The 12,994-nt window shown below is 36.1% G+C and carries 8 protein-coding genes; all 8 read right to left on the reverse strand.

The window, feature by feature from the left end; genetic code table 11:
• Positions 1-52 precede the first annotated feature (52 nt).
• The 8 genes from FOL89_RS03710 to FOL89_RS03745 all read right to left on the reverse strand — a co-directional run bounded on the left by FOL89_RS03710 (position 53) and on the right by FOL89_RS03745 (position 12,900).
• Positions 53-2,683, reverse strand: coding sequence for a TonB-dependent receptor (locus FOL89_RS03710; RefSeq protein ID WP_144281500.1), 2,631 nt, complete (start codon positions 2,681-2,683; stop codon positions 53-55).
• 211 nt (positions 2,684-2,894) lie between these two features.
• Complete coding sequence (gene nadC / locus FOL89_RS03715) at positions 2,895-3,755, reverse strand: carboxylating nicotinate-nucleotide diphosphorylase (protein WP_144281501.1); 861 nt, start codon at positions 3,753-3,755, stop codon at positions 2,895-2,897.
• A 23-nt stretch (positions 3,756-3,778) separates the two neighbouring features.
• Positions 3,779-5,350 carry an L-aspartate oxidase gene (gene nadB / locus FOL89_RS03720; protein WP_144281502.1) on the reverse strand — a complete coding sequence of 524 codons (1,572 nt, stop codon included), beginning with the start codon at positions 5,348-5,350 and terminating at the stop codon, positions 3,779-3,781.
• Between the two features lie 26 nt (positions 5,351-5,376).
• Positions 5,377-6,006, reverse strand: a complete 630-nt coding sequence (locus tag FOL89_RS03725; protein ID WP_144281503.1) for an NAD(P)H-dependent oxidoreductase — start codon at positions 6,004-6,006, stop codon at positions 5,377-5,379.
• A gap of 123 nt (positions 6,007-6,129) precedes the next feature.
• Entirely contained in the window at positions 6,130-8,382 is a 2,253-nt protein-coding gene (locus FOL89_RS03730; protein ID WP_144281504.1) for a T9SS type B sorting domain-containing protein, read from the reverse strand.
• A 153-nt stretch (positions 8,383-8,535) separates the two neighbouring features.
• Positions 8,536-9,015 (reverse strand): ribonuclease HI, encoded by a 480-nt coding sequence (gene rnhA / locus FOL89_RS03735; RefSeq protein ID WP_144281505.1) that lies wholly within the window; start codon positions 9,013-9,015, stop codon positions 8,536-8,538.
• 70 nt (positions 9,016-9,085) lie between these two features.
• Positions 9,086-10,678 (reverse strand): replicative DNA helicase, encoded by a 1,593-nt coding sequence (gene dnaB, locus FOL89_RS03740; RefSeq protein ID WP_144281506.1) that lies wholly within the window; start codon positions 10,676-10,678, stop codon positions 9,086-9,088.
• Positions 10,679-10,839: 161 nt separating this feature from the next.
• A complete protein-coding gene (locus FOL89_RS03745; protein WP_144281507.1) occupies positions 10,840-12,900 on the reverse strand; it encodes a T9SS type B sorting domain-containing protein in 2,061 nt (686 codons plus the stop codon).
• Positions 12,901-12,994: the final 94 nt, after the last annotated feature.

A 12,994-nucleotide genomic window follows, 5' to 3' on the forward strand; every position in this document is an offset into this window, starting at 1 on the left:
AAAAATCCCAGCGATAAAGCCGGGATTTGGTATGTAATAAAAGTTATAATTATTAGAATCTATAAGAGATAGAAGCTGCCCAAGTAGTTCCTGTACCAAAATATACTTGATTTGCCGTAGCAACACCATTATACATATAGCCTAACTGTTGATAAGAAAGCTTTTGTGAGTTTACAGTTCCGTCTTGTAATCTTGTAGGAATATCGTCAGCATGGATTGAATTTCTACCTTCAGAAATATATACAGTATCTAGTAAGTTATAAACGTTAGCAGAAAGTATTAGTTTATTATTGTTTCTAAGGTTGAATGCATAAGAAGCTCCAAGATCAAAAATGTTATATGAAGGAAGTTCTAATGCTCCTTTTTTAGCTGCGTCAGGAACGACACCATTTACAATTTCGTAATTTCTGTTGATTGAGATCTGAGAATATAAGCGTCCTGCATATCTCCAGTTGGCATAAACATTCATTTGTTTAACAGGATGTACAGTAATACCTAAAGCGGCAGTTGTTTGAGCTGCATCTGAAACTTTTACATCATCTAGAGCTAAAGTGATTTCATTGCTGCCATTTGCATTATTTACTGGCTGGTTATTGTTGTCAAAGAAATTTCCGGTTGGGTTATTCTTATATCTCCAATCACCATAAGAGAACATACCTGTTAAGTCAATATACTCATTTACTTTATAGCTTGCTTCAAACTCTGCACCCATGTGTACTTGTTTTACTCCTAACATATTGGCATATCCGTTATCACCTGAAGCAAGAGGGATTCCTCCAATTCTAAGGAAACGGTCGTCCCAAGAGGTGTAATAAAGGTTTACGTTGGCTCTTAGTCCGGATAAGTTCCTGAATCCATATCCTAATTCTACCGAGCCTATTTTTTCGTTAGTAGCATTTGGATTTAAAACTTGTTGGTTATCAACATATACAGAGCTAAATTGAGGTTGCTTTGAATAGTATCCTGCATTTACAAAAACATTGTGATTTTCATTAATGTTGTAGTTTGCGCCTCCTTTCACATTGTATCCTGTGAAATTATTGTATCCTGTTTTTCTGTAAACAACCTGACCTGTAGGAACATTTGGCTGTCTAGTAACTCCGTCAATAATCCAATTATCAATTCTTTGGTAGCCTTGGCTAGAAAATGATCCCTGTATAAATGCGGAAATTACATCATTAGAATATTCAACCTGACCAAAAGCACCTAACCATCTAACCTGACCATCGTAATTTCTGCTGGCAATCTGTGATTTATCTTTAACGGCTTTAGCAAAAGGATTTGCAGAAGGTGTTGCGTTTTGAGAATCAGTAACACTATAAAAAGGTTGTAAATTTAAGTTTTGATTCTCACGGTATTCGTTATTTCCTAAAAAGTCGGTGATAACACCTGGATGGTAACCATAATAATATCTACCATCAATACCTACTTGGAAATTCCAGTTTTCATTTACTTTATGCTGGAAATTAGATAAAATTCCATACCAGTCATGAGAGTTTACGTGTGCTCTTCTTACTAGACCATTTGATCTGGTAGCAATTCCCGGTGTTGCATTAACCTTGTTGATATTTGCAGTAGGCTGTGCAGGATTCCAGATCACTTGTTGACCTTGATTCCAGGCAACTATATCATCCCATCTAATTTGACCATCCGCAGTTTTAGGTAGACTAAAAATACTAGTACCGTTGATATTTCCTAAGAAACCGGTTCCTCCACCTCGCCCCCAAGATCCATAACCGACCGTTGATAGTTTAGATTTTGAAGAAATATTCCAATCCCAGTTAATTGATGCAACAGGTTTAGAATAATAATTCGTGTTAGTAGAAAACTGATCACCGTTCAAAAACCCCCAGTTTGAATTGTATCTTCGGTTTGGCTCACCGTCTTTACCATATTTCAAATAAGTTTCAATAGTGTTGGTAAAGTTTTGATTATGCCATTGCGGTGCACCGGTAAATGTAAATTGAAAATCGTGTTTTTTGTTAGGTTGGAAACCTAAAGCAAAGTAATAGTTATAAGCTTCAAAATCTGAACCATCAATATACATTGCTCCTGCTGTTCTACTCATTAAGAATGATGCTGACCATCCTTTATCAGACTTACCAGTATTATATGAAAATAAGGCTTTATGATAGCCATCATTACCTAATCCTACGGTAACATTACCTTCTCTTCTTTTGTCAGCAGCTCTTGTAATAATATTAACTGTGCCCCCTACAGATGCAATCGCTAATTTTGATGCTCCCAAACCTCTTTGAATTTGCATGGCTGAAGTAACATCCGATAGACCCATCCAGTTTGACCAATAAACAGAACCGTTTTCCATATCATTAACCGGAACACCATTAATCATGACAGCTGTGTTATTTGTGTCAAAACCTCTAACATTCATACGTCCGTCTCCAAATCCACCGCCTCCTTTAGTAGCATACACAGAAGGTGTATATGCAAGAACTTCAGGGAATTCTTGATTTCCTAATCTTTCCTGGATTTGTGCTTCTTTAATGGTGGAAACAGCAACCGGAGTTTTTCTGTCTTTTGCAAGATCGGCAACACCGGTAAGTACAACCTCTTCAATGTCTTTAGAAGATGCTGCTGTATCTCTCACCTGTTGTGCATAATAAACACTCGCTGTTGATAATGTGATTATCGCAGTAAGCATTGATTTGTTGATTAATTTCATAATCGTAAGTAATAGTTAGAATTAATTTTTCTGCAAAATTCGACAAATAAAATTTAACTATTATTAACTTTATGTTAATTTTTAATCAGTCTTAATAATGGTAAAGTATTGTTTTTCAGTATATTAAATTTTTATTCAATTTTAATATGAAAAAAATCATATTATTTATTTTTTAATAAAAGGGGGTAGATTTTATTAAAAATACAATGTTTTACATAATTGCTTTCAAACTGAGATCAATATTCTCTGCTGAATGTGTCAGCGCACCAGCGGAGATAAATGTAACTCCGGTTGCAGCTATGTCTTTTAGCTGATCTCTGGTGATTCCTCCGGAGGCTTCACTTTCACATGATCCATTAATTAATTTTACTGCTTTAGTCATAGTGGCAATATCCATATTATCAAGCATAATTCGGTCTACTTTAGCATTGATAGCTTCTTTCACCTCTTCAAGGTTTCGTGTTTCAACTTCAATCTTAAGCTTTTTCTTATTTTTTTTAATGTAGTCTTTTGCCATTTTTACCGCCTTGGTAATACTTCCGTTATAATCAATGTGATTATCTTTCAGCATGATCATATCGTATAAGCCGTATCTGTGATTGGTGCCTCCTCCTATAGAAACTGCCCATTTTTCACAAACTCTGAAATTTGGAGTGGTTTTTCTGGTGTCTAGAAGTTTGGTTTTAGAACCAATCAATCGTGAATCCCAATCGTGAGTTAAAGTTGCAATTCCGCTCATTCTCTGCATGCAATTCAAAACCAATCTTTCTGTTGAGAGAATTGATCTTGCGCTTCCGGACACAATAAAAGCAACATCTCCAATTTTTGCGGTTTCTCCATCTTTGATGAATGTTTCTACTTTTAAATTTTCGTCAAATGTTTTAAATATGATTTCTGCAAGCTCAACTCCTGCCAGGATGCAGTCTTGTTTTACCAAAAGTTTTGCATTTTGCTCAAGGCTTTTAGGAATAGTAGAAAGAGTAGAATGGTCTCCATCCTGAATGTCTTCTTCCAGAGCACGTTTGATGAATTGTTTTAAAACTTTATCTGTAGCGTAGTTTGGTCTTTTCATTATATTAAATGATAATCAATTATTTAAACTAAATCCTTATTGTAAAATGCACCTCTATTCTGAGTCATTTCCATGGACTGGGTAATGATCAAATGGGCAACGGTAGTAAGATTTCTTAATTCTGAAAGCTGGGGCGAAAGAATAGAGTAGTGATAGATCTCGTCTACAGCAGCTGCAATTTCTGCGTGCTTTTGTAGCGCCATTTTCAATCTGCTGTTGCTGCGTACAATTCCTACAAGATCGCTCATCATTTCCTGAAGCTGCTTTCTTAAGTAGGAAACAATCACCATCTCATCAATGATTTTCATACCTTCTTCGTTCCATTCCGGAACTGCTTTCAGATCATCAAAGTTGAAGTTATTTTCTTTTAGCAGTTCTACGGTTTTTATGGCTGCATTATGCCCAAAAACCAGACCTTCCAGAAGTGAATTGGAGGCAAGCCGGTTGGCTCCGTGTAACCCGGAATTGGTACATTCTCCTACAGCAAACAAGTTTTTTATAGAAGACTGCCCGTCTTTGTCAATTTCAATTCCGCCCATTAGATAATGGCATGCAGGAACTACAGGTATCAGTTGGGTGAAAGGATCAATTCCTTCATCTTTACATTTTTTATAAATATTAGGAAAATGCTCAAGAAATTTTTCATGATTCATTTTACGGCAGTCCAAACCCACAAATTCGTCTCCGGTGATTTTCATTTCAGCATCAATAGCTCTAGCCACAATATCTCTGGATGCTAATTCTTCACGCTCATCGTATTTGTGCATAAATTTTTCGCCCCTTTTGGTTCGTAATTTTGCACCGTCACCTCGTACTGCTTCAGAAATTAAAAACAACATTCCGTCAATTTTACTGTATAAAGCTGTTGGGTGAAACTGATAATACTGCATATTGGTGACCTTTCCTTTGGCACGTGCAACAAAAGCAATTCCGTCTCCTGTAGCAATGGTAGGATTGGTGGTGTTTTTATAAACGTGTCCTGCACCTCCGGTAGCCACAAGGGTAATTTTGGATGTTATTTTTTTGATGGTTTTAGATTTTTCGTCTAAAATATAGGCTCCATAACAATTGATCTCATCTTCGTTTAATTCTTTTCCGGGAATGTGATGCTGAGTAATAATATCAATAACATAATGATGATCTAAAATCTCAAGATTCGGATTGTTTTTAACGGTCTGAAGTAAAGCTCTTTCGATTTCAAATCCTGTGATATCTTTGTGGTGTACAATTCTGTTTTCTGTATGTCCGCCTTCTCTGCCTAGTGTAAATTCACCGTTTTTTTTATCAAAATTGGCTCCCCATTCTACAATTTCTCTGAATCTTGCAGGAGCTTCTTTTACTACCATTTCAACAACGCTGCGTTGATTTTCGCCATCTCCGGCACGCATTGTATCGTCAATATGTTTTTCGAAATTATCATTTTTAAAATCTGTCACAACAGCCAAGCCGCCCTGTGCATACTTTGTATTGCTTTCATCTTCATCAGATTTTGTTACAATAATGATTTTCGCATCCGGGAGCTGTTCGGATATTTTAATAGCATAAGACAGACCGGAAATTCCGGAACCAATCACTAATACATCTGCTTTTATCATATAGGAGATTTCAGATATTCTTTTAATTAAATAAATTTAAACAATTTTTCGTTTGGCTTTCTCACTTTTTTCATGTGCTGGAATTGGTCTTCTTCCGAGCGGTAACCTAGAGCCAGTGTTACGGTAACTTTTTCTATTTCGGAATCAATTTCTAATACTTCTTCTAAAACATCCTGTCTGAAGCCCTCCATAGGACATGTGTCTACATTTTCTAATGCAGCTGCGTACATCAGATTTGCCAAAACAATGTACGATTGTTTTTCTGCCCAGTTCGAAAGTTGGTTTTCAGTCTGTTGGCTGATATGCTGATTGATGCTGTTCTTAAATGATGTGAGTTGCTCAGTGGGAATGTTTCTTACTTCTGAAATATGATTAAAATATCCGTTAATATAATGATCTTCAATCATTTTTTTGGAAACAATCACGATAAGATGGGAACAGCTTGTGATTTGAGAAGGATTATAAAAAGCGGGAACAAGCTTCTGCAGCATACTATTGCTTTGTACAACGAAAATTTTGTAAGGCTGTAATCCCTGTGAACTGGCAGAGAGTTTACCCGATTCTAAAATATTTAAAAGAATACTTTCAGGTACCTTTAAATCGGGATTAAATTTCTTTACAGAATATCTTCTGCTGAGTGCTTCCAAATAATTCATAACACAAATTTAGCAATTGAATATGAATAATATCGTTTTGAAAAACACTATTAGCAAAATTTTAAATAAAAAACCACCCTTTCGAGAGGATGGTTCTAATTATAATATAATAATGAAAAAAAATTATTCTCGGTTTTTTAATAATACCCATCCGTTATAAGTTGTCGGAGTATTATTTTTATCATTTTCGATCCACGAAATAGTGTACCAATAAGTTCCTGTTGATAATTTTTTACCACCGGAAGTTCCGTCCCATTTGTAGTTTCTCAGTTTTCCTGCTTCATACTTCATATTGCCATATCTGTCATACACCGTGAATGTCAGATTTTTCTTGTAAGCAAGCTCGGTGTAATCAATAATATCATTCACATTGTCTCCATTGGGTGTGATGACGTTAACAAGATTAGGAATGGTAATCTGTACCTCAGCAGGAGTACAATTATAGAAATCTTTCACATAAAACTTATTTTCCCCTCTCGGAAGATCTGTGAAAATATTAGAATCCTGCCAATTGATGCCATTGATGGAAAACTGGTAAGGAGCAGTGCCTCCCAAAACATTCACAGTAGCTGTATTGTTTTTAATATCAATGCTGGAAATGACTGGATTTACCGCAACTTTCACGTCAGCAGTCTGAAAAGTATAGCAGTTTCCTGTTTTTAGCCTTACCCAATAAGTTCCGGCGGGAACACCTTGTATTGATTGTGTGGTTGCGCCTGTACTCCAAAGATATTCTGAAAAACCAGGACCAGCATCCAGCGTTGCTCTTTCATAAATGCAAATTGTTTTATCTTTTAAAACACTTGATTTTACCGGTGGAATAACCTTTAGTGTTATTTTTTTGATAATGAAACAGTTACTAATGGCGGTTACCTTTACAAAAACTTCTGAATTAGAAGATATGTATGCGATTGGATTGACGATTTCATTGGTTCCATTTAAAGCATTGTCAAAAGAAGTGTAAAACTTCTTTGTAATTCCGGTATCACTTGTAACATCTGCTGATGTAAGATTAAACAATCCTGTTGCAGTATTTGTTTCTATAAAACAAGATTCCAGCACAGCATCCTGTACAACGGGAAGAGGATGAAAGCTTAATGTAATTTCTGCATTTCCCGTACATCCTTCCGGAGTGGTAACTTTTACATATACTTTACCAGGTCCAGAAACATAAGCTGTAGGATTGGTGATTTCGTTGATTCCGGCATTAAGATCTGCCAAAGTTTTGAAGTATTTTTTAGTAACACCGTTTACACCTGTTACATTGGCAGAGGTAAGGTTAAATACCGCAGTAGCTGCACCATTGTTATTACAAGCAGAAATTGTTCTGTTGGTTGCGCTGAAATTTCCTAAAGTAAGTTGAATGCTTCCATCAGGATTGTCACAGAGCAATGCTGAATTATCTTTGATAATTACGTTTACAGTCGTATTGGCATTAAACTGATAATTGGAAGGATTTGCAACAGGAGTTCCTCCAACCGAATAAGTGAATGTGTATCCCGAAGGATTTGCAACAAATTGAGAATTAAATGAAGTTAAATTTACAGTTCCGAAACCAGTTGTAGGATTAGGACATGCTTGTTGTGAAACAGAGGGTTGTGAAATACTTACTTTATCGGTGAAAACTTTTACATTTTTTATTGAATGTCTTGCGCTTGCAGCTCCTGTAGAAGCGGAAAATCCAAAATATCCTTGTGTCATTCCAACGGCAGCACCTGAGGGAGCAAAAGATTGATCTACTACCAGATTATTGTCAATTTTAATTTTTATAATCCAATTGTTGATATTAGCAGGGTCAACTTCACCGGTTACTTCAACATGTTTATAAGTTGTTCCTGTAAAAGGTTGTGTAGTGATAAGATCTGCAGTATGGAAAGTGCTTCCCGGTGTATTATTAAATTCAATATTAGAACCTGCAGTATTATTCGTCCCGTAAAGTACGTGGACTTTACTCATTTGTGCTTCGGTAGTATTGTTGAAAATATCAAAACCTACCATAAGACCTGTTGCGTTAGCCGGAATTCCCAATCCGCCTCCAGAAGTGTAAGATGCCGGAGGATTGGCAAGATACCAAAATGCCAGACCGTCACCTCTGCCGTAGGAAGGGGTTCCGTTTCCATCAATTCTAAAATCAAATTCTACTCGCCATTTGTCGCAATATTTTAAGTTAATAGGCGCATTAAGCTTAATACCGCCAACCTGCGATGTCTGATCTGCTGTAAGCTGGATGAAATCTGTATTTACGGCAGCAGAAGGAACTACATCCCATCCCGTTGTATTAACAGGGTTTCCGGTAAGCTGATAGGTTTGTGAGAATAGTTTTCCTAATGTACAAAAAATGAAAAAAGGTACATAAAAGAATAGATTTTTATTCATGTATTAGTTTTACTTAAAATTAGTAATGTAAAGATATTAATTATCTGCCAATAAATGAATGTGGTGTGTTAAATTTATTGAAATTGATAATTATTTCTCAATAAATTTAAAAGTAATTAATGAAAAGGGTAATAGATCTTTAAAAAAATTAGATTATTGAAATAAATTGTCCGTACTAGGGTTTTCAAAATAATGATCTATTTCTAAGTTGTGTGAAGCAGCAGCGGCTACGGCAAGTTTATCACAAAGTTCGTTTTCAAAATGACCGGCATGACCTTTTATCCAGTGTATCGTAGGTTTATGTAGATTAAAAAGAATAATAAATCTTTTCCACAAATCAGGGTTTTTTACATTTTTCCAGCCTCTTTTCAGCCATCCGGAAATCCAGTTCTGATTGACGGCATCTGAAACATACTTACTGTCTGTAAATATGTGAATATCATTTTCAGTCGATTTCAGCTTTTCTAATGCAGTGATGACAGCCAGAAGTTCCATCCTGTTATTGGTTGTCTTTCTGAAACCTTTTGAGAATGTTTTCTGATAGTTTTTTTCGGGAACTTTCATCAGGATTCCATAACCTCCTTTGCCGGGATTTCCACTGCATGCTCCATCGGTGTAAATTTCAATTCTCATAGAATAAGTCAGGATAAGGATCAGGTATAGATAATTGTTGATTTAGTTTTGCCTTAATTGATTCTTAAAATTAAAAAGGAAAATCATCTTCATCATCAAAATCATTCATAGAAGACCCTGAAAGTTTAGAATTGTCAGGCAGGTCAAATGCAGCGCCGGGCTGAATGGTCGTTTTAATTTTATCAAAACCGCTTGGTTCTCCTAATAAATTATTATTATAACCAATTGCACCTGTCCCGCCATCGAAAGCAGCTTCAATATCGCCGAATTTTGCAAAATGTTTTAAGAAAGATAATCTTACATCCGCCGTTGCACCGTTTCTGTGTTTTGCAATGATGAGTTCTGCCTGATTTTCGGTAGAAGTTTCCTGCCCTTCTTCGTCATTATCCCAAACTGCAATTTTATAATATTCTGGTCTGAAGATGAAAGATACAATATCTGCGTCCTGCTCAATAGCTCCGGATTCTCTCAAATCAGAAAGCTGAGGTCTTTTTCCCGGGCGTGTTTCCACACTACGAGATAGCTGAGAAAGTGCAATTACAGGCACATTTAATTCTTTGGCAATCGCTTTTAGGGAACGTGAAATCATAGAGATTTCCTGCTCTCGGTTTCCGGTACCCTTTCCTCCGCCACCTGCAGTCATCAGCTGAAGATAATCCACCATGATAAGTCTTACGCCATGCTGCATTACCAGTCTTCTGCATTTTGCACGGAAATCGAATATAGAAAGAGAAGGGGTTTCGTCAATGTAAAGAGGAGCATTTTCCAGCTCAGATACATTTGAGAATAGTCTCTGCCATTCTTCATCATCCAAAGTTCCTTTTCTCAGTTTTTCTGACGAAATTCTTGTCTCTGAAGCAATCATTCTGGTAATCAACTGTACCGATGCCATTTCGAGAGAGAAAAGAGCCATTGGAATTTTGTGGCCTACAGCAATATTTCTTGCCATCGACAATAGGAATGCCGTTTTTCCCATTGCGGGACGGGCTGCAATAATGATAAGGTCAGAATTTTGCCAGCCTCCGGTTTCTTTATCCACATCTCTGAATCCTGAAGGTACTCCGGAAAGTCCTTCTTTGTCTTTCAGCGATTTGATGGTGTCAATAGCTTGTTTTACTAAAGAGTTGGCGGTGTCAAATCCTTTTTTTATGGTACCGTTGGTAATTTCAAAAAAAGACTGCTCGGCTTTGTCTAAAAGTTCAAAAACGTCTGTTGATTCTTTGTATGATGAATCAATGACATTTGCTGATACATTGATTAAGCTTCTGAGGATATACTTCTCCAGAATTACTCTTACGTGATACTCAATATGCGCGGAAGAACTTACTCCCATCGTAAGCTCAATGATATAATGATCACCTCCTGCAGCATTCAGTTTGTCTGTTTTTTTTAACTCCTGAATGACCGTCATAATGTCGACCGGATGATTGCCTTCATACAATTTTAGCAATGCAGAAAAGATCACCTGATGTCTCGGATCATAAAAAACTTCAGGGGTGAGAAGATCAATAGAATAATCGAGTCCTTTTTTATCAATTAAAAAAGTACCGATTACCAGTCTTTCAAAATCTACTGCATTGGGAGGCATTTTTCCGTCTGCAATCGACAATTCTCTAGCAAAATTACCTTGTGTAAGTGAAGAGAGTGTTTCTTTCTGCGCCATATTGCAAAGATAGTTTATTTCAAAAAAATAATTTGAAATGAGTAACTAATATTTCTATGTTAATAACTTTAAAAAAGCTTTGAAATAAAGAGCTGGGATAGTGTTGATAAAAAAATCACCCCGATGATGAGGTGATATTTTTTTATAGAAAGATGATATAATTATTCTCTGTTTTTGATAAGAACCCATCCGTCATACTTCGTAGGGGTACTGTTTGGATCGTTTTCATTCCACGTAATAGTGTACCAATAAGTACCTGTATTTAGTTTCTTACCACCAGAAGTGCCATCCCATTTGTAGTTTCTTACTTTATCTGCTTGATAAATTTTATTTCCGTATCTGTTATAAACGGTAAATACTAAATTCTTTTTATAAGCCAAAGCAGAATAGTCAACCGCATCATTTACATTATCACCGTTTGGAGTGATTGCATTGACAAGGTTTGGTACGGTAAGCTGAACCTGAATAGGGGTACAATCATAGCTGTCTCTTAAGAATATTTTATTTTCACCTCTAGGTAAATCAGTAAAAACATTTGAAGACTGCCAGTTGATTCCGTCTAAAGAATATTCATAAGGTGCAGTTCCTCCTGAAGCATTTACTGTAATTGTGTTGTTTTTTATATCCACACTTGCAATAACAGGTTGAGGTGTAGGATAAACATTTACTTGCTGAAGTGTGAAGCAATTTCCTGTTTTTAGTTTTACCCAGTATGATCCCACGGCAACGCCCTGTATAGATTGTGTAGTAGCTCCTGTGCTCCATTCGTAAGCTGCAAATCCGGGACCAGCATCTAAAGTAGTTCTGTCCTCCATACAGATTGTTTTGTCTTTCAGAACAGTAGATTTTACAGGCGGAATCACTTTTAAAGTAATCGTTGTAATGTAGTAACATTCATTTTCATTAATAACTCTTACATAGACTTCTCCCGCAGCAGAAATGTAATTCGTAGGATTTGTGATCTCATTTGTACCGGCCAATGCATCTGCTTTAGTTTTATAAAACTTTTTGTTAGTTCCTGTAGCAGTTGTTACAACCGCTTGAGTAAGATCATATTGAGCCGTATTAAAAGCATTTTCAATAAAACAAGATTCTAATGTTGCAGGTGTTAAAGGAATAGGGGGGTAGTATTCTAAAGTTATCTCTGCATTTGCTGAACATCCGTCTGTTGTGGTTATTTTTACGTATATTTTTTTAGGAGCAGAAGAAGAATAATATGAAGGAGAAATTATCTCATTGGTTCCTGCGTTGAGATCAGCTAAAGTTGGGAAATATTTTTTAACTGCAGTAGGGTCTGAATACACGTTACCCGTTGTAAGATTAAAAATTGCTGAACCAGCGCCGTTGTTGTTACATCCTTTTACAGTTACGTTATTAGTTATAATCGGACCAACTTCAAATTTAATTGTGCCTGTCTGTGTACAATCGTTTAGAGGATTGGAAGGATTGGTAGGGTCAAGATAATGAATGGCATAATAGTATGTATTGGTCGTATTTACGCTAATTGGTGCTGTAATTGGATTTGAATTTGTTAATGCATCATTGGATGATGTATGGTAACTTACTGAAAAGTTCGGATTTCCATTAACTATACCCGTAGAAAGAGTTGAGAAATTGAATGTTGAGGGATTAGAACAAATATATACAATTCCGTTATTTGCAGGACCTGGAGGTAGAAAAGGATTGGGTGTAAGTGTTGGATCTGTAAAAGGGGATGTTAAAGTAGCTGTGCCACCCCAAGTTAATGAAAAACCATAAGGATTACTAGGAATATAATTGTCAATTAGCAAGTAATAAGTTTCCCCTGCTAAGACAGGAAGAGCATCTTCCCATTTATCTCCGGTAATTGTTGAACTTAGTCCTGTAGCACCAGTAGTTCCAGAAAAGTTGCATCTTATCGCATTACCAAAGTCCCAAGTTGCACAATTAATATTAGGACCGTAAACTGCAAAATCATAATCATAATGAGTGACTCCCGGAACAGTATTAGGGTCAATAGTAAATTCAATAGTACCACTGGTTGCAGCCGTAAAAACATACCAAACTGAATAATGTTCAAGTCCCAAACAACTTCCTGAAGTTTGCTCAACAACATTTCCATTACTGCCAGGGTTATAGTTAATGTTTGAGTTTCCGCACACAGGTATTGCTGAAATACAATCTGATTGCGAATAGAAGAACTGCGATAATGTTATAATAAAAAGAAGTAATATTTTTTTCATTTTTAAATGATATTTAGAACAAATTTACTTAAAAATTTATTTGTGGAATGTAATATTTATAATTATAATTAAAAAAAAGCCGCATTAAGCGGCT

This window comes from Chryseobacterium echinoideorum (assembly GCF_007474535.1).
Lineage (GTDB): Bacteria > Bacteroidota > Bacteroidia > Flavobacteriales > Weeksellaceae > Chryseobacterium > Chryseobacterium echinoideorum.